The sequence below is a fragment of the Thermoflavimicrobium daqui genome, assembly GCF_003313465.1.
Classification (GTDB): domain Bacteria; phylum Bacillota; class Bacilli; order Thermoactinomycetales; family Thermoactinomycetaceae; genus Thermoflavimicrobium; species Thermoflavimicrobium daqui.
This window is the reverse complement of record NZ_KZ845663.1, coordinates 510,012-531,568: the sequence shown is the minus strand read 5'-3', so window position 1 is coordinate 531,568 and position 21,557 is coordinate 510,012. Positions and strand designations below refer to the sequence as shown.

20 protein-coding genes, 3 tRNA genes and 1 pseudogene are annotated in these 21,557 nt (G+C 35.8%); 18 read left to right on the top strand and 6 right to left on the bottom strand.

Annotated elements, in window-relative coordinates; all coding sequences use genetic code 11:
* Positions 1-178 precede the first annotated feature (178 nt).
* From DL897_RS02500 to DL897_RS02460, 9 genes and pseudogenes are all read left to right on the top strand, one after another.
* Positions 179-263, top strand: a tRNA-Leu gene (locus DL897_RS02500).
* A 725-nt stretch (positions 264-988) separates the two neighbouring features.
* Positions 989-1,902, top strand: a pseudogene (locus tag DL897_RS02495) (ABC transporter ATP-binding protein).
* On the top strand, positions 1,899-2,660 hold the full coding sequence (locus tag DL897_RS02490) for an ABC transporter permease (protein WP_113657538.1): 762 nt from the start codon (positions 1,899-1,901) through the stop codon (positions 2,658-2,660). Before DL897_RS02495 ends, DL897_RS02490 begins: the two are co-directional and overlap by 4 nt.
* A gap of 14 nt (positions 2,661-2,674) precedes the next feature.
* A complete protein-coding gene (locus DL897_RS02485) occupies positions 2,675-2,917 on the top strand; it encodes an ABC-2 family transporter permease (protein WP_113657537.1) in 243 nt (80 codons plus the stop codon).
* Entirely contained in the window at positions 2,871-3,404 is a 534-nt protein-coding gene (locus DL897_RS02480; protein WP_113657536.1) for an ABC transporter permease, read from the top strand. Before DL897_RS02485 ends, DL897_RS02480 begins: the two co-directional genes overlap by 47 nt.
* Before the next feature lie 112 nt (positions 3,405-3,516).
* Positions 3,517-3,984, top strand: coding sequence for a PH domain-containing protein (locus tag DL897_RS02475; RefSeq protein WP_113657535.1), 468 nt, complete (start codon positions 3,517-3,519; stop codon positions 3,982-3,984).
* Positions 3,977-5,425: a PH domain-containing protein gene (locus tag DL897_RS02470; protein WP_113657534.1), complete on the top strand. Its 1,449-nt coding sequence runs from the start codon at positions 3,977-3,979 to the stop codon at positions 5,423-5,425. The genes DL897_RS02475 and DL897_RS02470 overlap by 8 nt, the downstream gene beginning before the upstream one ends.
* Before the next feature lie 448 nt (positions 5,426-5,873).
* On the top strand, positions 5,874-6,227 hold the full coding sequence (locus DL897_RS02465; RefSeq protein WP_168188608.1) for an SPOR domain-containing protein: 354 nt from the start codon (positions 5,874-5,876) through the stop codon (positions 6,225-6,227).
* A gap of 222 nt (positions 6,228-6,449) precedes the next feature.
* Positions 6,450-6,656, top strand: coding sequence for a phage holin (locus DL897_RS02460; protein ID WP_206186470.1), 207 nt, complete (start codon positions 6,450-6,452; stop codon positions 6,654-6,656).
* A 52-nt stretch (positions 6,657-6,708) separates the two neighbouring features.
* Here the strand turns inward: DL897_RS02460 and DL897_RS02455 are convergent, their stop codons facing one another.
* Both DL897_RS02455 and DL897_RS02450 read right to left on the bottom strand, forming a co-directional pair.
* Positions 6,709-7,812, bottom strand: coding sequence for a DUF1648 domain-containing protein (locus tag DL897_RS02455; protein ID WP_113657532.1), 1,104 nt, complete (start codon positions 7,810-7,812; stop codon positions 6,709-6,711).
* Complete coding sequence (locus tag DL897_RS02450) at positions 7,805-8,209, bottom strand: GntR family transcriptional regulator (protein ID WP_113657531.1); 405 nt, start codon at positions 8,207-8,209, stop codon at positions 7,805-7,807. The genes DL897_RS02455 and DL897_RS02450 overlap by 8 nt, the downstream gene beginning before the upstream one ends.
* Before the next feature lie 203 nt (positions 8,210-8,412).
* On the opposite strand from DL897_RS02450, the gene DL897_RS02445 reads away from it, so the two are divergent.
* The 7 genes from DL897_RS02445 (at position 8,413) to queG (ending at position 16,535) form a co-directional block, all read left to right on the top strand.
* Positions 8,413-8,489, top strand: a tRNA-Pro gene (locus DL897_RS02445).
* Between the two features lie 42 nt (positions 8,490-8,531).
* Positions 8,532-8,608: transfer RNA gene (locus tag DL897_RS02440), tRNA-Pro, on the top strand.
* A gap of 429 nt (positions 8,609-9,037) precedes the next feature.
* A complete protein-coding gene (locus DL897_RS02435; RefSeq protein ID WP_113657530.1) occupies positions 9,038-9,277 on the top strand; it encodes a hypothetical protein in 240 nt (79 codons plus the stop codon).
* A 430-nt stretch (positions 9,278-9,707) separates the two neighbouring features.
* The gene (locus tag DL897_RS02430) at positions 9,708-11,417 is read left to right on the top strand and encodes an ABC-ATPase domain-containing protein (RefSeq protein ID WP_113657529.1); all 1,710 of its coding nucleotides are present in this window, start codon (positions 9,708-9,710) and stop codon (positions 11,415-11,417) included.
* 2 nt (positions 11,418-11,419) lie between these two features.
* Positions 11,420-11,839, top strand: a complete 420-nt coding sequence (gene rnhA, locus DL897_RS02425) for a ribonuclease HI (protein WP_113657528.1) — start codon at positions 11,420-11,422, stop codon at positions 11,837-11,839.
* Between the two features lie 417 nt (positions 11,840-12,256).
* Complete coding sequence (locus DL897_RS02420; RefSeq protein WP_113657527.1) at positions 12,257-15,313, top strand: efflux RND transporter permease subunit; 3,057 nt, start codon at positions 12,257-12,259, stop codon at positions 15,311-15,313.
* Between the two features lie 88 nt (positions 15,314-15,401).
* Positions 15,402-16,535, top strand: a complete 1,134-nt coding sequence (queG, locus tag DL897_RS02415; RefSeq protein ID WP_113657526.1) for a tRNA epoxyqueuosine(34) reductase QueG — start codon at positions 15,402-15,404, stop codon at positions 16,533-16,535.
* 131 nt (positions 16,536-16,666) lie between these two features.
* Here queG and DL897_RS02410 read toward each other — a convergent pair whose 3' ends face one another.
* From DL897_RS02410 to DL897_RS02395, 4 genes are all read right to left on the bottom strand, one after another.
* Positions 16,667-17,134 carry a DUF1640 domain-containing protein gene (locus DL897_RS02410; RefSeq protein WP_113657525.1) on the bottom strand — a complete coding sequence of 156 codons (468 nt, stop codon included), beginning with the start codon at positions 17,132-17,134 and terminating at the stop codon, positions 16,667-16,669.
* Between the two features lie 126 nt (positions 17,135-17,260).
* Positions 17,261-18,658: a nucleoside recognition domain-containing protein gene (locus DL897_RS02405; RefSeq protein WP_420824104.1), complete on the bottom strand. Its 1,398-nt coding sequence runs from the start codon at positions 18,656-18,658 to the stop codon at positions 17,261-17,263.
* Positions 18,654-19,379, bottom strand: a complete 726-nt coding sequence (locus DL897_RS02400) for a FeoB small GTPase domain-containing protein (RefSeq protein ID WP_113657523.1) — start codon at positions 19,377-19,379, stop codon at positions 18,654-18,656. The genes DL897_RS02405 and DL897_RS02400 overlap by 5 nt, the downstream gene beginning before the upstream one ends.
* Before the next feature lie 2 nt (positions 19,380-19,381).
* On the bottom strand, positions 19,382-19,639 hold the full coding sequence (locus DL897_RS02395) for a FeoA family protein (protein WP_113657522.1): 258 nt from the start codon (positions 19,637-19,639) through the stop codon (positions 19,382-19,384).
* 646 nt (positions 19,640-20,285) lie between these two features.
* Here DL897_RS02395 and DL897_RS02390 point away from each other — a divergent pair.
* On the top strand, positions 20,286-20,819 hold the full coding sequence (locus DL897_RS02390) for a methylated-DNA--[protein]-cysteine S-methyltransferase (protein WP_113657521.1): 534 nt from the start codon (positions 20,286-20,288) through the stop codon (positions 20,817-20,819).
* A 204-nt stretch (positions 20,820-21,023) separates the two neighbouring features.
* Complete coding sequence (locus tag DL897_RS02385; protein ID WP_113657520.1) at positions 21,024-21,530, top strand: amidase domain-containing protein; 507 nt, start codon at positions 21,024-21,026, stop codon at positions 21,528-21,530.
* Positions 21,531-21,557 lie beyond the last annotated feature (27 nt).

The window sequence follows — 21,557 nt, the reverse complement described above, 5'->3', positions numbered from 1 at the left end:
ATACCCTTTATAATCTGTCGAATAACATAGTTAATATCTATTTTTATACAGTTTTTGCGATGATACGTTACATCGAAATATATCTTCTTAGAAAAAAGTGTTGACATTCACAGACGAGCATGATAAATTATACATTGTCAGCATAAACGGCTGCTTTAATTATAAGCTTAATTATCTTGCCGAAGTGGCGGAATTGGCAGACGCGCACGACTCAAAATCGTGTTCCTTCGGGAGTGTGGGTTCGACTCCCACCTTCGGCACCAAAACATAGCATAAACACTGGGGGTTTTAATAAATTGCCCCGGTGTTTTTTGCATTTTTAGACTCAAAAAGTCGTGCAAACTAATTTTACGAAGTGGGGTTAGTTGAAGTGGCACGACGCAAAAATTAATTAGTTTTCAATGACGTTTTTGTGAATGATGATAATAACGAGAGGAAGACTTTGACCTAGCTCTAGGGCTTTTCTTGCGAGATTGGAAAGTCAGAAATCTAAGCCCAAAGACGCTGTGATTTTAAAGATGATGGACGATGGAAGGAAAGAGGCATCGATTTTGTAACGCTAAAATAGCGATGAGTTATTTTAGTAGTTTGGATGTTCCAAAAGGTTAATATTCATACTTTATTTGTTTGTTTACTAGGAATAGGCTTTATATTTTCATGTTATCTAACAATTGTAGAGATTTTTTTTCTAAAAGCTATTTGTATATGGTGCATTATATCTTTTGTTATTGTGATAGCGATTAATATAATTTATTGGGTTAATTATTATAAAAGAATTAAAGATAGCAAGTGAAAAATGTATAAAAATATTTTGAAGGATAATTTATTATTAAAATATATTTTTGTAAAGTAGCTGCTCATCACTTTTAAAGTAGCTTTTACTTAAAAAGAGGGGCGGCTTTTCATCTGGATCTGATTAAGACGAAAATTGAATTTAGACGGATCATATATTTTCAGTAAATATTTAAAATATAATGAGGTGATAGTGGTGAATGATATTATACTGGAGACGAAAGAGTTAACACGCTATTATGGTCAACATGCTTGTGTAAATAAAGTAAATTTAAGCATTAAAAGGGGCGAAATTTATGGATTTTAGGCCCGAATGGTGCGGGAAAAACTACCACGATCCGAATGTTATTAGGCTTGATTAAACCTACATCAGGTGAAATAAGAATATTCGGTAAGGATTTAATAGATGATCGATTAACTATCCTAAAATCAATCGGATCGCTTGTTGAATCACCTTCTTATTATGGTCATTTAACCGCTTATGAAAATTTGAAAACGATTCAGCGCGTATTCGATGTACCTAAAAAACGTATTGATGAAGTGCTTGAAGTTGTACGACTGCGTCATGTTTCGAACCAATTAGTTAAAGAGTATTCTTTAGGAATGAAGCAAAGATTAGGAATTGCTACCGCTTTATTAAGCCACCCAAAACTATTGATTTTAGATGAGCCCACGAATGGATTGGATCCTGCAGGTATCCAAGAAATACGTGATTTAATAAAAGAGTTACCTAAAAAATACGGAATGACTGTTTTAGTCTCTAGTCATTTATTAAGCGAAATTGAGCAAATTGCTACGCAAGTAGGTATTATATTGAAAGGTGAGTTAATTTTTCAAGATTCAATTGAAGCAATCAAGAAGAAAAATCGGCCTAAACTCAAAATGGGCACTTTACAGTTAGAACAAGCTTATCAAGTACTTTACAAAAATGGATGGAAACCAATTATTGAAAATAATTTTATATGGCTATCTACGATAGATCCAGAGCGAATTGCTTTAGCTAATGAGCAATTAGTAAAAGAAGGAGTATCAATATATAAATTAGAGGAAGTCCATCCTTCCTTAGAAGATATCTTTTTGGAGCTAACAGAAAAGGGACATAGCTTATGATTGGAAGGTTATTGTATTCGGATTTCTTAAAGAACAAAAGAACTTCGATTGCTCTAGTTGTTATCCTTATGCCTTTCTTAACTATGCTTCTTCAAGCGATTAATTATTTACTAAGAACTGAATTAGTTTTGGAATCTGCTGCTAGGCTACACGTAGATCTATGGACTTACCTTCTTATAGGTACACATCGATTCTTAATTATTTCTTTTCCTCTAATGATTACGATGATAGCTTCCATAATACCAAATATTGAGCATCAATCGAATTCATGGAAACAAATGATGACCTTACCAGTAAATAAATATAAGATTTATATTTCTAAGTTTCTTAATCTACTAATTTGGTCTTTTATTGCTATAGCCTTATTATGTGTTGTCTTTCCAATCACTGGTATCATATTAGGGATTGAAGGGAAAATACCTTTTGACTTAGTTTTAAAAGAAGTGATATATATTTATTTCGCTTTCTTACCTATTATAAGCTTTCAGCTTTGGTTATCCATGTCAATTAAAAATCAAGCTATCTCTATTTCGATTGGAATTATTACAACAATGAGTGGTTTATTCTTGGTTCAAAGACCGATTACACAGTGGCTAATATGGGCATATCCTTCTTTGGTAATGCCTATTGTTCCGAATAATCAGTTTACTGGAGTTTTACCTAATCAGGACCTAATAAAATGGTTTTTTTTGAGTCTAATTATGACTGTTGTGATGCTGATTTTAGGAATGCGAAATTTTGTTCAAAAAGAAGTGTAATAAGGAGGCTTTGGATGTTTATTCGACTGTTTTACAATGAGTTATTAAAAACGAAGCGATCGATGCTATGGATTTTGGTTTTAATAGCTCCGATTGCGGATAATACATTAGGAATTAGTAACTTTTTTAATCATCTAAATAGATTTATGGATCCAGGGGATAATGGATGGATTGAGGCGTGGACACAGGTAGAACTGTTTTTATGCAAAGATTATCTATCCTATTTTAACGGGAGTTTTTGCAGCATTAATTTGTAGAAGTGAACATATCGGGAATGGATGGAAGCAGATCCTTGCCCTCCCGGTAAAGCGGTCTACCATATTTTTAAGTAAGTTATTTATGGTTATTTTACTCTTAGCAGGAACTCAAACTTTACTGCTGATTTTTTTTCTGCTTCTAGGTTCTTTATTTCAAATACCTAGCCCTCTCCCTTTTTTAGAAATTTTAGTGTTTACTGGAAAAGGACTGTATGCTACTTTTCCATTAGCCGCTATACAGTTGATTATATCCATATATTATCGAAGCTTTGGTGTCCCATTAGCCATTAATATCGCTTTTACACTACCTGTTTTAACTGTGTATGGCCAATACTATCCTTGGGCTCAACCTGCCCTTGCTATGTCTCCAGCTGACGAAACACCACTTGATTCATTATTGAGATTCTATATTCTTATTTCAGTGTTATTTATAATGATTACTTATATTGGGATTAAAGTGTTTGAAAAAAGAGATCTACCATCCTAGTAAAGTATTTTTACATAGAGATCCTATACTTCTTTTATTTAAATGGAACAAAGTGAGAAAATATTATATTCTGGTACTATATTATAAAAATATAGAAAGGGCCGTGTCTTGAGTGGAGGAGAAGAAACTTAGTCCAAGTGCAATTCGCGCTTGGACGATTACAAATTTAATTGGCACTTTAGTCATTTTGGTAATCGCAGTGGGTGTAACGATTTTTTTTGACCTTTTCGATCAGTATCCTAAAATAATGATCACTATTTTTAGTATCATCGGAGTCGTAGGAATCCTTAGTATTAGCATTTTACCTCGATTGGTATGGAAGTATTATGCATATGCGATTACACAGAAAGAAGTATTTATACGATCAGGTATTATTTTTATGGAAAAAACATTTATCCCGATGATCCGTGTACAGCATGTGACAACAGAACAAGGACCCATTCTTAGAATGTTTGATCTTGCTAATCTGGTTATTTATACTGCAGGTGGTGACTCTTTTGAAATTCCAGCGATTAAGGTATCAGAAGCGGATGAACTAAGAGTACAGATCATGGAGTGGGTGAAAGTTGAAGATGAATAAACCACAAAAACTCCATCCTATTTTTATATTGTTTGACGTGCCAAAGCATTTTGTAAGCCTATTACCCGTGTTTATTTTTTTATGGGTTCAAATAGAAGACTGGCTCATAACCTTAGGAATTTGCTTTATTGTATTTTTGTGCCTGTTAGTCTATTCTGTATTTGAATGGATTCGAAGTATTTATTTTATTGATCATGGAGAGTTTTGTTTGCAAAAAGGAGGGATATTTCATAAAAAAGTATTTATCCCTCTTGAACAGATCCAAGCGGTGGAGATCGAACAAAAGTTATGGCATCGGCTTTTTGATGTCGTAGAAGTTCATATTGAAACTGCAAGTGGGAACGATTCTGAAGCTGTCCTTAAAGCAGTGAAAAAAACAGATGCCCTTTCCCTGCAAAAGTTTCTTTTAAGAGAGGAAAATAAGGTTGATCTAGGCTCTTCTCTAGAGAAAAATCAGAATGACACTTCTATTTTTTATCGCGTAACATGGAAGACATTGATACAGGCTGGGATGACATCTGGAAAAATTGTTTACACCTTATCGTTACCGGTTTTATTTGGTTTGAAACTATTAGAATATATCGATGAAGCCAGTCAATTTATTGATGTCGATGCTTTCATTGAAAAGCAACATTTTGAAATGTCGATGCTTATGCATTTGTTTTGGATCATCCCTTCTTTTTTAATAGTTGCTTGGCTGATTTCCATTGTTTGGACAGTGATTGAATTTGCTTATTTTAAAGTACGACGAGATGAAAAAAGACTTTATGTAGAGTATGGTTTTTTTCATTTAAGAAAGCTAACCATTCCTATTAAACGTATACAAATGGTGAATGTAGAAGAGAATTGGTTACGTCAACCTTTGGGATGGGCATTAGTTAAATTGGAAATAGCTGGATATGGTGAGAATAATGATGAAGAGTCGAAAGAGAAAAAGAAAATAGTACTGTTTCCTTTAGTCTCTAAAAGAGAGATCCCTTCTCTTCTGCAACATATTCTTCCTGAATATGTTGCTTATACAGATATCGCTTTACGTCCTACACCCATTAAATCCAAGGTTTATCGCCTTATTCCTCAATTGATAGGCCTTATCATTGTGCAATGTATTTTCTTTTATCTGAGTCCGACTTGGAGTTGGATCGGGATTCCTGTCATTCTAATATTAATGGTGTATCAGTGGTTGCGTTATCAAGACGAAGGATGGGGGTTAGCCAAAGATGGGATTGTTTTAAGAAATCGGGTGTTAGTAAGAAATACATTCTATGTTCCACAGAGGTCTATGCAATCACGTACCTGTTTGCAATCTCGAAGAATGAAACGAGCTCAACTAGCCCGCTTTAGAACATTTATATCATCTGGACGAAAAATAAGAAGTGGCTACATTGCAGAGATGGATGTAGAACAAATACTAGATTGGATAAAAATGAAATCAATGTCTTAAAGTATTGGACTTATTTTATAAAACGGAAGCAGAACCTCCCCTAAATATCGTTAGTTTAGAGGAGATTCTGCTTATTCAATCTTCCACTCTTACGAACACCTTTGATGACATACAGATCATTTTCAGTTAACTCTTTGGCTTCTTCATAGGAATTTCAGAAGGGCTGATAGAAAGTTATTGACTTTAACAATCTTATCGGTAATTACTAATGTAAAACCATATCTCAACTTATGAATAGGCAAAAATAGATGAGATAGAAAGCATCGAAATAAGAAATATCCTTTATTTTTACATAAAATACAAATGATTTCATTATATGGAATGACAATCTATATTTTTTATTAAATATAAATATAATAATAAGTCAGAAAAATATATAGACTTTTTCTAGAGACATGGCTATAATTGAATTGTAGAAATGAATTATATAACTTTGGAGGTGAACTTCATGAAATTGAAGCGTCGCATTGCAGCATTGTTTATTGCGTTTGCTCTCTTGTTAGTAGGAGTTGTTCCAGCATCAGCAGCTTCAGGTACTTCACCTGATTATAGACCCGTAAATTATTATGTATTTGCAGGTTCCTTCACATACAAATCAAATGCATACAAACGGGTAGCCGCCTTGAAAAAGCAGGGATATGATGCGTTTGTTAAAGTAGCATATGTGAACGGTAAAAAGTTTTATCGTGTACAAATAGGAGCTTTTAACTCTAAAGCCAATATGAATAATTATACTAAAAAGGTGAAAAAGTCCGGTTTTGATGGTGTGTTTGTTATTCCAAGAAAAAAAGGTAGCTATTAAGTTTTAGATACCCTCTCATAAATGATTCATTCTATCAATCCACTGTATGCTAAATCAGAAATATAGATAGGTCATTCTCTTTTGTAGAATGTCCTATTTTTTATTTTGGGAGTTAATGGAGAGAAAGGGGTAAAAGTCCAAACACTTTTTTTCTGGTCACATATAATACTGACGAAAATGGATTGAATTTATCATATGCATTAATATCAGGGAGGGAAGCAGATGAGGATGCACGGTCGCTTACGTAACTACGGCTTTTGGGTTTCGATGACTGCATTTATTGCTATTGTAGCTGAGCTATTTGGTGTTGATTTTGCTAAAGGAAACTATAATGATTTTGTCAATGTTCTTTTAAGTATTTTGGTATTTTTCGGTATCTTAAACGACCCAACTACAGAGAATAAAGGATATTTAGATGATAAGAGATGATGAAGTAAAAGAAAGGGATGACTCAAAGTTTGAAAGTCATCCCTTTCTGTATTTACTGTAGGAGTAATGGGAGTAATGGGACAACCAAGATTAATACGAGGATTAGCCAAGCAAGAGGACGAGCAAAATTAAACGTCCATCCAATTCCAAATCGTTTTTCTACAATGAGAGTAGGATCTTTTGGATTGAAGTAAAAGATCCCTGCCTTCCAATAACGGTCATCATCGATATTAACTATTTTTGGATTTATTGTTGTCTCTTTTTCTGATATACGACTTCCTCCCTGTCCCAGCTTGAAAGAGAGGATGACGGACCAGATGATTACGATTGCAATTGTAAAGAGAAGGACCATTCCTAGCAGATTAGGAGGAATTGGTATGATATAGTTTAATTGTATTAATAAAAATGATAAGGTAAAGATGATTGGGCTAATAATCGACCATAAAGACCACTTACGGCGGAATAAGATGTTTTGTTGTAAAGATTTTTGGGGATTACTCGCTGTTAGTTGTTGTTTTCCTTTGGAATTACTTATATTGACAAATAAAAATATACCTGTAATAAAAAGTTGGATCAAAGGAATTTGTAGTAAAGTACCATAGGACTTCGTTTTATAGGCTGTGACTTGGTTGTCGAAATTGTAACGAATAGGAATTTGTTCAGGAATCTGCTCGTAAAAAAATAGTGAAAGTAGGTAAGTTCCAACAGCGATCACAAAAGGAATAAGTAGCCATCTGTTTGAGTATGTAAGTTTTTGTTGATGAAAAGAACTGTCTACAATACGCCGTTGTTTTTTGTCTTGAAGGAGTTCCTTATTCAACTTTAGGTCTTTCATTTTTTTATGGAATTGCCAATAGATCAAGTATGATAAAATGATTTCTACAATGAGTAGGATGGCAAAACAAGTTCCAATCTTGTCTAAAGAAATGGAAAAGATACAAGCCGTAAAAAGAATAAGCATAAAGATAGCAAATATAGATAGGATGGTGCTATATCGTTTTCGAAAGGCAATGATTCCTGGATCGTTGTAAAACTCCTCAGGAATTGAAACGCCAAACGATTCTGTTTTTCGAGTGATATAGGGTTGAAAGATGGCAAAAATCAAAGGAAAAATAAGTCCGAAATAGAAAGGTAGAAGTTCACTAATGTTATTCATTGGAAAATCCTCCTTTTTGTTTGTGAAAGTAAGAGAATAATTCCCTACAGTAAGTAATAAACTCTTCTTCGGAAATGTCTCTACATATCGACTCGGCAACTAAGGGTTTCACTGTTTCTTTTATACCTTCAATAAAATAGGCATCCGCTTTTGCAATACCTTGTGGTTGGATAACAACTCCTTTTTGCCGGTGAATAAGTACAAAGCCTTTCTGCTTTAGGATCTGATATGCCTTGTTTACCGTATGCAAGTTAATACCTAAATCTGCAGCTAGGGTACGTACAGAAGGAAGACCTTCTCCCGGTTTAAGATGACCTGTAGCAATACCCTCGATGATTTGGTTAACCAGCTGTGAGTAAATCGGTAAATCTGATTCTAAATCGATTTCGATTAACATAATAAGTCTCACCTTTACTATCTGTTATATATATACTATAACATATAGTGTTATCTTTTAAAATAGCATTCGTTTTAATCTAATTAATTAAAGCGAATAGGGTTCATCAGTATTCAGAATAGAATAACTTCAAAATAAGTATTGACTGTATGTAAGTTACATGGTAGATTATTTATTGTCGCTGCGGTAAATTAAACGAACATCGGGATGTGGCTCAGCTTGGTAGAGCACCTGGTTTGGGACCAGGGGGTCGCAGGTTCGAATCCTGTCATCCCGACCACGATAAAACCAAGGTTGATCATTTGATTTTATAAACGAATACCGGGATGTGGCTCAGCTTGGTAGAGCACCTGGTTTGGGACCAGGGGGTCGCAGGTTCGAATCCTGTCATCCCGACCACGATAAAATCAAGGAGATGAACCTTGGTTTTTTTTATATTTAAGGATCAATGAAATTTTTTACGTTTAAATTAAAGTTGATCTGGGTAGTATCAGTTTCAAATGATTTCATGTCTACTATTCCCTGTATTTGCCATTTTTTTGTCTGTTGTATATAATATGGGTCAACTAGATTTAGTTTTAATCCTCTTTAAAGATTGCCTACTATTTTGCCACTCATCATTTTTGAACTATTCCCACCAGTGCTTAATGCAAACATCCGTCTCACGAAAAATGATTTGTTTTAAAAAGTAGATGCACTAAGGGTTTTAGCTCCTATTGAACTACTTGCTACAAATATACTTTGCAAATGATGTTGTTTTTTATTTGAGCCGCTCGATACAGGTGAAAAATCTGGAGTCCCTATTTTAATATGGAGGTATTTTGTAGAATGGATCAGATTAAGTTTTGGATCGATGAGGCTAATAAAACATTGTATGTGTACAATTTGGAAACAAATGCTGTAAGAAAAGTGCGGAATTCCAAAGAGATTAAACAGTTTGTATCGGCCTATGGATTATCTGTAGATGATATGAGAGGAGTGGAGTATGGCGAAGACAAATTAAACTATTTTGGTAAACTTGGAAGGGGATCACTTTTACGTCGGTGGCTCAATAAATTGAAGGCATGAAATAATTTATATTAGAGAATGTTGCATGAACCAACCGCTCATCGCTTCTCTACTTACTCCTATAGCTTTAATCGATCCATAGAGTTTCTGAGAAATTGCTTTTGAGACAACTCTTGTCCTCAGGGAAAAGTCGATTCTACAAAAAACGAGTCGCTCTCGTTCCAGAAATGATCTAGGTTTTGGATTGAATTATACAATATGCTCTATATTAAATATGGATGTATTTATACGATGAATATTGTGTATTGATTTATTAATATAAATTATTTATATATTAATTAGTTTGGGAAAAAGGTTGGAAAAAGATGATGTAAATAGAAAGAGAGCACTCGTTTTGACATAATAGAAAGTATGAGTGCTCTCCTTTTATTATGAGGAGCATGTGGGTTAAAAACTTGACAATTATTGGTAAGGGTGGAAAGTGTGAAAGATGAAGAATCTGATACAAATTTTAGAGAGAATTGATGGAAAAGGATATAAAGCATATAAAGATTTACAAGGGGGATACCAATTTCCCTTGTTTAAGCTTTTAGTTGACTATGTACAGGGAGATCCTTTTGCTACCCCCTCTCGTATTCGGATACGTGTAATGCAAGCACATCTAAAATTTCATTCGGATTGGATTCAAACAAAAGTTCGCCAAATCGCATTAGAGGATTATTTGCTCCGAAAATGGGTTAAACAAATTGACCAGCTTTCAAGGAAGCGTGGTAGTGGGAAAAGTGGGCTCTTTACCATTGATTGTCCAGGTCAAGAAATTCTTGAGCGAACGGCTGTTGTAGTAAATGAAGATTTTGCAGAAGCGCGCATTTCGATCGGGCTGCCTGCACAAGGGAGAACGGTATTAGGACGACAGGCGAAAGAGATGTTAGTTGAACAGCTTCCGTTTTTGGTAAAACAATCCTTTTTTTTAAATGAAGAGGATTTATTAAAAATTGAAAGACGAATGAAGTTAGTAGATAATCAACAAGCGATTCGTCAAGAGATGTCTCGGCAAAAGTGGATTGCTTTTATAGCAGATGGGGCGATACTACCAAGGGAAAGTGGAATCAGTGATCGACCCTTACAGCAAATGAATGTGATTCCTTTTCAAGCTCCTCCGACAATGAAAAAAGTGGTAAAAGTTCCTCATGGTGACTCTATATCTGGGATGGCTATTCCAACAGGAATAAGCCTTATTATTGGAGGAGGATATCATGGTAAAAGTACATTACTCCGTGCTATTGAACGAGGGGTTTATAATCATATCGAGCAAGATGGTAGAGAGTATGTACTGACAGATCCGAAGGCAGTGAAAATTAGAGCTGAAGATGGTCGGCGTGTAGAAAAGGTCAATATTTCGCCTTTTATTAATCATTTGCCATTTGGACAAGATACAAAGCAATTTTCGACAGAGGATGCGAGCGGAAGTACTTCACAAGCAGCTTATATCATGGAAAGTCTAGAGATAGGATGTTCTTGTCTCTTAATTGATGAGGACACAAGTGCTACCAACTTTATGATTCGTGATGCAAGGATGCAAAGCTTAGTCACAAAAGAAAAAGAACCAATCACCCCATTGATTGATAAAATTCAGCAACTATATAAAGAGCAAGGTGTTTCTAGTATTTTGGTTCTAGGGGGATCTGGTGATTATTTTGAGGTAGCTGATCAGGTGATTTTAATGGATCAATATGTTCCATATGATGTAACCAAAAAAGCAAAGCAAATTGCGAACGATAGCATTGTAGAACGTCAATTTGAAGGCGGAGAGCAATTTGGTAAGCTTACCCAACGTGTTCCTCTTAAGAAAGGATTTGATGCTTCAAAAGGAAAAAAAGAAAAAATGGATGCAAAAGGTTTACATACTATTATTTTTGGCATGCATCAGATTGATTTAACTGCTTTAGAACAATTGGTGGATGTCAGTCAAGTGCAAGCTATTGCATGGATGATTTATCGGGTCGGTGAGTTGGCTGATGGTAGACAAACATTAGATGAACTCATTGAAAAAGTGTATACACAAATTAAGACACAGGGACTTGATGTGATATCGCCATATTATGGAAAACATCCTGGTTATTTGAGCTTGCCGAGAAAATTTGAATTAGCTGGTGCTATTAATCGTTTACGATCCCTAGTGATTCGCTCTGGAGGTTGAAAATGAAAGAAATCATTATTTATACAGATGGTGCTTGCTCATATAATCCGGGTCCGGGTGGCTGGGCAGCGATCTTAATTTATGGAGAGCATTATAAGGAATTATCAGGTGGTGAGAAAAACACCACAAATAACCGGATGGAATTAACAGCTGTAATCGAAGCGTTACGGGCACTAAAAGAACCATGTCGTGTAAAGGTACATTCCGATAGTGCTTATATTGTGAATTGTTTTCATCAAAAATGGTTTGAGAAATGGGAACGTACAGGTTTTAAGAAGAATGAAGATTTATGGCGAGAGCTTCTTAAGCTAGTACGTCTGCATGAGGTGGAATTTATTAAGGTAAAAGGACATAGTAATGTGGATCTAAATAATCGTTGTGATGAACTGGCAAGGGCTGCTGTACCCAAATCTAAAAGTTAAAAATAGATAGATGGATTAAAAGTGTTCCTTGTCTGTTTTGATATTTAATAGATAATGGTAATTGATTACAAAAAGCACTCCTGTTTAGATAAATCAGAGTGCTTTTTTATATAAGTATTTTAATTTATAATAAATTGATTATTTAAAAAATGTATCTATTCCGTCATTTATTTCGTGAAAATGCTTTGCTATACTTGAGGAAATTGACTGAAGTATAACATATAAAAGTAAATTATAAATTTTATTTTGGAAGAAGGAGGTATTATATCTTTATATTATCAGATAAAATTAAAAAAGAAAAAGGATAAAGCTAGATTGTTTTATATACCTTTATATAGTTTTATTTGTGTTATCTTTTCATTATGGTTTACATACTATTTTAAATAGATCAGCAAATAGGGAAGGGAGATAGGCCGAATGAGTCGATTAACACAATTTTCGTTGAAAAATGGAGTAGCCATATTGTTTATGATGATATTGGTAGTAACCGGTGGTATTTATTCGATACAAACAATGAAGATGGAAATGTTTCCTTATGCCAATGTTCCCTATTTGAGTGTATATGTTTCTTACCCAGGGGCAACCCCAGATCAAAGTTTAGAATATGTGGGAAAGCCTCTTGAACAAGCACTGTCAGGGCAAAAAGGATTAAAAAATATTTACTTGACTGCTAAGCCTGACTTAGTCGAGGCGATTTTAGAATTTGATGATCACTATGATATAGAGGAAATGGAGAAAGAGGTAAATCAAACATTATCAACAATTTCACTTCCTTCTCATGCACAAAAATTACAGGTACAGCGGATTGATCCAACACAAGGAGAGGTATTTTCGTTTGGCTTAATCTCTTATCAGAAAAGTCAAAAGGACTTGCGGAAGTATTTAGACCAGCATGTCAAACCTATTTTGATGGCGATTGAAGGTGTAGGACATATTGAGACCAAAGGTGGGGACAATCAAAATTTAGTCATACGGATTGATCCTGCCAAAGCAAGAAGCAACTCACTCTCTTATGATCAAATTAAACAAACTCTTCAATCAAATCATTTGAAGATCTCTGCTGGGCAAACGAATTTAGATCAAAAGAGACTGCCTGTAGTCGTAGGTGGTGAAATTAATTCCATCGAGCAACTGCAAAATTTCCCTCTTCGTTCAAATATAAAATTATCGGATGTCGCGATGGTAAATGATGAGGAGTCAGAAATATCCTCTACCCATTTAAATGGAAAAGAGGCGGTAATTGTTGAGATTTACTCTCAGCCAGGTGCGAATGCTGTTGAGATTATTAAACAAGTTAAACAAAAATTAGAACGTCTTCATCTTCCTAATAGTACCGAAATGGTCTTTATTCATGATCGTTCAAAAGCTATTCAAAAATCAGTCGATCAAATGTGGCGCGAAGCTCTCTTAGGTGCTGTTTTTGCAGTAATTATTACATTTCTCTTTTTAAGAAATGGATGGACAACACTTGTTGCTGCTTTATCAATTCCATTATCGATTTTGGCTTCGATCATAGTTTTGAAATACATGGATTATAGCTTAAATATAATGACATTAGCGGGTATGGCAGTGGCAACAGGACGTGTTGTAGATGATTCAATCGTTGTTATTGAAAATACTTATCGTCGATTTGCTATTAGTCGTAGGCGGAATAGGCAGATGATTCTTCAGGCTACAGGAGAGGTTGGGCATGCAATTACTTCTTCAACATTAACGACAATTGTTGCTTTTGTAGTGTTGTTATTTGTACCAGGTGTAATTGGGCGTTTGTTTCAACCGTTCGCTGTTGCTGTGATTGTGTCACTATTTTTTTCTTTAATAGTAGCTATTACGGTTGTCCCATTGATGGCTCATTTCTTTCTATGTAGAAGTTTACCACATGATCAAAAGCGAAAAACGTTGCAAGGAATCTATCGGAAAGTCTTACTATGGTCTTTTAAGAACCAAGGGAAATTAGCAGTGATTACGATGTTGTTATTGATTGGTTCGTGTTGTTTATGGCCTTTTATTCCTGTTCACTTTTTACCAGCAGATAAAACAGAATCGTACCAATTGCAGGTTAGTTTTCCAGATGGAGAGAACAAAGAAAGGATTTCAGAATCTGTTGAACGCCTAGATCAATTTTTACTTTCGCACCATGATGTAAAGCAATTCCAATCCCATGTACAAAACGAAGAGTTGCGTGCACAAATTGAACTAAAGGAGGAAATAACAAAGCAAGGGACAGCCAAATTTGCTGATGATCTGAAACGGTTTGCTGATCGTTTAGGAAATGGATATATAGCTACGGTAAGCCCATTAAGTATAACAACAAGCGGGAGTGGTCTATATGTAATAGCAACTGCTTCTAATGAAACGAGCTTAAAACAAGCAGGTAATAGAATGGTAGCAGAAATTCAAAAAGTATCTAGGATATCAAATGTAAAATCAAATTGGTCAGAAAAGAAGCCACAAATATCTATTGATGTAAATATGAATAAGGCTAATCAATATGGAGTAACTACTGATATGGTGGTAGCTGGTGTAAGAAGGATGATCGGAGGAGAAACATTAACAACTGGAACTTCTACTATGAAAATTGAAGATCATGAAGTGAAAATCGGATTAGAAGTACAGGACTGGAAGCAACTAGAAGAGTTGGAATCACAAATGATTCCGAATATAGATGGATCCCCTGTACAGCTATCAAATGTAGCTAAAATAGAAGAGGTACTGGCTCCAGCGGCTATTCATCGATTAAATCAACAAAAATACCTTTCTATTACAGGTCAATTTACTACAAATAACACGATGGCTGTTCAACAAGAGGTGGAGAAGCGATTAGCAAAACTGAAGATGCCTTCTGATGTGACATATTATTTTGAAGGAGAAGCAAAAGAGATTCAGAAAGGATTTAAGAGCTTAGCGATTGCCATCGGAGTCTCGATCCTTTTGGTTTATGTCGTTATGTTTTTCTCTTTTGGTGAAGCATTAGCACCATTTGCGATTTTATTTTCACTCCCTTTTATTGTAGTAGGTGGATTTATAGGAATTTTTCTGACGGGTGAAGCTTTAGGCGTCCCTGCGCTTGTTGGTTTTCTGATGCTGATTGGAATTGTTGTGACGAATGCGATTGTACTATTAGATCGTGTAATTCAAAATCGTAATAAAGGAATGGCAACCAAACAAGCACTAATAGAGGCTGGAGCTGTTCGTTTACGCCCTATCTTAATGACAGCAATTGCAACAATTGGTGCTTTACTTCCACTTGCTTTTTCGATGGAAAGTGGTCTTATCTCACGGTCTCTTGCTGTCGTTGTGATTTTTGGCTTAATTTCCTCAACCTTGCTCACCCTCGTGATTGTCCCATTGGTATATCTTGCTTTAGATAAAATAGCGAATCGAACCTTACAGTATAAAGACAAAGAAGTTGCATCTACACCCGTCCAGCAAATTAATTCGTCGGTGGTAAACTCGTCCGTTGGTAGTAGATAGTAAGAGATTTTTGGAGTATAAAAGATCATTGTTTTTAAAATATATTTATGTTATAATAATAGGTCAAAATTTAGAGGAGGTGATAAAGGTGAGCCCGAATGAGTTAAAGCAAAAAATCATTGTAAAAGCTAAAGAAATAGGTATCGATAAAATCGGATTTGCTTCAGCGGACCCTTTTGTAGAGTTACGGGAACGACTGGTAGAACATCAGCAGAAAGGTTATGCATCAGGATTTGAAGAGCCTGATATCGAGAAACGGGTTCGACCTGACTTAAGCTTACCCGAAGCAAAAACGATTATTGCGATTGCGCTCGCCTATCCCTCCAAGTTGAAAAATCCTCCAAAATCAGCACCTGGGGCCAATCGGGGTATTTTTTGTCGAGCCTCATGGGGAGAAGACTATCATCATGTGTTACGAGATAAATTAAATCAGCTTCAAATGTATCTCCACGAACTAATCCCTGAAGCAAATATAATGTCAATGGTAGATACAGGTGCTTTATCTGATCGAGCGGTAGCAGAACGTGCCGGAATTGGATGGATCGGGAAAAACACCTCTCTTATTACAGAAGAGTTTGGTTCTTGGGTTTATCTAGGTGAAATGATTACAGATATCTATATTCCACCCGATCACCCCGTTGAAGATGGATGTGGAGACTGTAATATTTGTGTCGATGCTTGTCCAACCGGTGCTTTGGTACAACCTGGACAACTGAATGCACAAGCTTGTATTGCTTACCTGACACAAACGAAAGGGTTTTTAGCTGACAAATATCGAGAGAAGATTGGAAATCGCCTTTATGGTTGTGATACCTGTCAAACAGTTTGTCCCAAAAACCGTGGTCTTCACTTTGATCATCATCCCGAATTTGCACCAGAACCAGAAAAAGTTAAGCCATTGTTAAAGCCACTACTTACGATGAGCAAACGTGAATTTAATAAGGAGTTTGGGCAAATGTCCGGTTCGTGGCGTGGTAAAAAGCCAATTCAACGAAATGCAATGATAGCCTTAGCTCATTTTCGCGATCAAACTGCAATTCCAGAACTGTCTCGTTTGCTTTTAGAAGATCCGCGTCCTGTCATACGTGGAACAGCAGCTTGGGCATTAGGGAAAATAGGTGGATTCGAAGCGGAAGATGCTCTAGTACAAGCTAAAAATATTGAACATAATACTGAAGTACAGATAGAAATTGAAAGAGCGCTAAAAAAACTAGAATCATAGAAATAACAAAGAGACTCGTCCCAAAAATTTTTGGACGAGTCTTCACTATTTGCGCAAAGATTTGGATAATTAATCATGTAATATTCCTAAAATAACACTAATATTCTGTTTACTGAGGTTAAGAGAACATATCAAAATGCCCGTTTACCTTTAAGTTGATAAACATCTTCGGCAACTGCAACAAAGTCGGCAGATAATGTGTTCATTTGTGCATCCATCCGAGTTACCTTTTTATCAATCCCATCCGTTTTATTTTCTAAATAATCCAAACGAGTCTTCACTTCAATCATGTCGTTCTTTAGGATCTGAACATCACTTTTAAGAGTTTCTACATCAGTTTTGAGGGTGTTCACATCACTTTTAAGAGTTTCTACATCGGTTTTAAGGGTGTTCACATCACTTTTTAGGGTTTCTACATCGGTTTTAAGGATGTTCACATCACTTTTGAGTGTGCTCATATCATCTTTGAGGATTTGGATATCTTCTTTGATCGTATTGCTATCTTGTTTGAGAGAAGTCAAGTTATCTCTGAAATCGACGAAATTTTCCTGAATCAGTGTTAAGCAGCCTAAAATTTGCTTTAAGAGTAATTTTTCCATAGGGATAGCCTCCCGTAGTTTGTAAGATTAAGACTTATTTTACACTAATTTGGATAAATGTGTAAATATATCATAAAAAAGACATCTCGAACTTTCGAGATGTCTTGATTGGGAAGCTTAGCATCATTATACAAGTCCTAATCCACGTACAACATGAGCGGTGATAAATGTAACAGTGATGGCGATCGCTGTCGGAATAACCGCAGATAAGATAGTCCATTTTACACTTTTGGTTTCTTTATAGATCGTAAAGATTGTAGTTCCACAAGGATAGTGGAGAAGTGAGAACAACATCATATTGAGTGCAGTGAGCCATGTCCAGCCATGGTCAACAAATATCTTTTTTAACTCTACCATATTATCGACTTCCGTCATTGCTCCTGTGGCTAGATATCCCATCAGTAAAATAGGCATGACGATTTCGTTTGCAGGTAATCCTAAGATAAAGGCCATGAGGATAAAACCATCAAGTCCTAATGCTTTTCCAAATGGATCTAAAAATAAAGTAATATGTTGTAAAATACTTTGTTCTCCAATCATAATATTCGCAAGTATCCAAGTGATAAGTCCTGCAGGAGCTGCAACGATAATGGCACGCTTTAATACAAAGAGAGATTTGTCTACTGTTGCACGAAAAATTGTATTCAAAAATTTAGGTTGACGATACGGAGGTAACTCTAAGGTATAACGTGTAGGTATACCTTTCAGTGCTGTTTTAGATAAAATCCATGATACGAGTAGAGTGACCATGATTCCTAATAGGACAATTCCCATAACGACAAGAGTAGTAACAATTGATTGTACACCAGTAGCAAATCCTGCTGCCATAAACAAAGAAGCAAGTAGTATTAATGTGGGCCAGCGTCCATTACAGGGAACAAAATTATTGGTAAGGATGGCAAGCATCCGCTCACGTGGAGATTCGATAATCCGTGTAGAAATAATTGCTGCCGCATTACACCCAAACCCCATGGCCATAGTTAATGCTTGTTTGCCATGAGCACCCGAACTTTTAAATAAACGATCCATATTAAAAGCGACCCGAGGTAAATAACCGAAATTTTCTAGTAAGGCGAACATGGGAAAGAAAATAGCCATAGGAGGTAACATTACACTTACTACCCAGGATGTTCCACGATATAATCCTAATACTAACAAGCCATGTAACCAGCTTGGCGCCCCCAGTGCTTGAAAGGCGGCTGTTAGGTAATTTTCACCTATTCCAAAAAGATTAGCCAAAGCTTCAGAAGGGACATTGGCTCCCCAAATAGTTAAATAGATAACCACTCCCAACATAGCAAACATTATCGGAAATCCCCAAATAGGAGATGTTAGAATTTGGTCCAGTTTTTCGGAACGGTTCGTTTCTGTTTTGGGATAGATGACGGAATCTTGACAAATAGAGCGAGTAGTCTGGTAAATTTGGGTAACGATTTCATCACGAATGTTTGGTTTTCGAAGCGACTGAGAATATTGGATTAGTTTTTCTATGGAATCTACCATTAAGCTCCTCCTCCTTTCAATTCGCGTGTTTAGAAGGGAATCGAATTGGATTAAACTGTAGCTTTCCTTTAGAGTATTTTTCTTTTAATAGTTGAACAAAAGACTCATCCCCGTCCAACAGTCGTAAGGCAATCCAACGAGTGGGATAGGAATTTCCGATTAGATTTTGAATATGGGGTATTAGTTCATCAATTTTCTCTTCAATTTCTTTGCTATATTGGATCGTTAGAGGTTGCGGACTAATTTTTCCTGTTACTAATTGATGTAAGGTTTTTAACAAAAGATCGATCCCTTCACCATTTCGAGCTGCCATTTTGATAACAGGGACACCCAGTCGCGAAGCGATTTTCTTTTCATCGATTTGAATCCCGATTTTTCGAGCTTCATCCATTAGATTGATACAAATAATCACTTGTTCAGTCATTTCTAATACTTGTAAAGCCAGATTCATGTTGCGCTCTAATGAGGTGGCATCTAAAACAACGATGGTTGCATCTGGTTTTTCGAAAATAATATAGTCGCGTGCTACCTCTTCATCAGCTGAATTGGAAAATAGGGAATACGTACCAGGTAAATCGATTAAGGTATATGAATTACCTTGATAGGAAAATGAGCCTTCGGCATGTAAGACCGTTTTTCCAGGCCAATTTCCTGTATGCTGGCGTAGACCTGTTAATTCATTAAATAACGTACTTTTCCCTGTATTTGGATTTCCAGCTAAGGCTATGCGATAATGTCGCATTTTCATTCATCTCCCAATTTCTCTACTAAAATTTGTGAACTTTCCTCTTTTCGAAGTGCAATGGTAGTTTGGCTGACACGGAAAGCCATTGGATCACCAAGTGGGCTCTTCTGTAATACTTTGATAATGGCACCAGGTATAAATCCTAAATCTAAAAGCCTAAGCCGCATCGCTCCTTCAATACATAATTGAGTAATACGGACGCTATCACCTATCTGAGCATCGCAGAGAGGAAAAGCTCCTTTGGAGTCGGCTACCATTCTTTCTCACCCACCATTTTTTTAATCTCTATCAAATATTTTTCCCTAAGGCAAATTTTTATTTAAAAATATGATTATATAAATTTGATTTCATTTTATAACAATATAGCAGAATATTCAATAGTAATTTTTATGATGGATCATTGCTGATGTAAAAATAATTTAAGGGAGATGTTGGAATGACACCGCAGATATCTCCAAATTACTTTCTATTCAGATATATTGTGATAAAATAATTCTAGCGAAATGGAGGTGGATCAGATCGAAATGATGGCGATGATCTCATTGACCAATCAACACTAATTCAAAAAAAGTGGATATAATCATAATTTTGTATCAAATATGGAATTTGATACAAAAGAACTACATAAAACTAGAAAATCACGATCTGTATACGATCCATATTTTTAAATAGCATATTCTACCATATCAGTAACATAATCTACAATATTAGTTTTCAACTGCTTTCCAGTGTCATACAGAAGTAAGGAAGAGGGGTATGGTTTTTGGAACCGACTCGGCATATGGATTTGACTTCTAGACAAAAACAAACTTACCATGGAAATGATGGGTAGCTGACATCGCATTCTTTCTGGAGAAATAGTAAAATAAAAGTAATCGTTAAATTAGGGAGGGGCTTATTTTCATGTCTCCAAATACCCGAATCGTTACATGGAGTCAAATGGATAGTCCCGTTGGTTTACTTACACTTGCGGCAACAAAAGATGGATTGTGTCACATTTTGTTTAGTAAGTCAGGGGAGCCCACAATTGGATTAAAGGTATGGCTAAATAAAACATTTCGTTCGTTTCAATTGGAAAAAAATGATTCAGAGCTACTCTTATATAGTGAACAATTAGATAGATACTTTGATCAGACCATTAAAGAGTTTGATGTTCCACTTGATATATATGGAACACCATTTCAAAAAAGAGTCTGGAAGCAGCTACAATCGATTCCTTATGGAGAGGTTCGTTCATATAAGGAAGTGGCTGAAGCAATTGGTATACCTAAGGCTGTTCGTGCAGTAGGTGGAGCGAATAATAGGAATCCGGTTTCTATCATTATTCCATGTCATCGGGTGATCGGATCTAATGGATCACTGGTTGGATATGGAGGGGGTCTTTTTATTAAGGAATTTTTGTTAACATTGGAAGGGTATTTGCCCCACGAAGATTAGCTCTTTAGAAATTTGAATTTGTATGAGCTACTTTTACTTCTTCTTATTGAGAGGAGTAAAATGAAACGAAGGTAAATAGCAGAAGGGATAAATAACGGGAACTTTTTAGGCTAACTGTGGCTAAGAATAGATCTTAGCCTTTTTTATTACCTCTTATGTCAAAAGCTACATATCTTAGTAGAAAAGCATAGGGAGGTTTATCTAATGGCTAGATATGATCGTGAAGCAGCAGTCTGGTATGCAGATCAGTATTGGAATAGTTATAATCCTAATTTTCTTAAATTCACAGATGATTGTACGAACTATATATCCCAATGTTTGTTAGCAGGTGGAATTCCCATGACTTCAGGTACCGAGAATCCATCGGTAGGTTGGTGGTATCACCGTCAAGGAAAAGCTAGACATCATTGGAGTTATAGCTGGTCGGTTGCTCATAGCCTTTATTGGTACTTAAGAGGAAAGCATAAAACAGGGCCAAGAGCGGATGCGGTAAAAAGCCCCACTGATTTAAAGTTGGGGGATATCATTTGTTATGATTTTGAGGGGAATGGTGTTTGGAATCATAATACCATTGTGACCCGTTTCGATATGGATGGAAATCCGTTGGTTAATGCTCATACCTCAAATAGTCAACATCGGTATTGGGAATATCGAGATTCAAGTGCGTGGACGCCAAAGATTAAATATGCTTTTTTTCATATTATTTCCTAATAGTTGAGAGTGAGAATTAATTTTAGG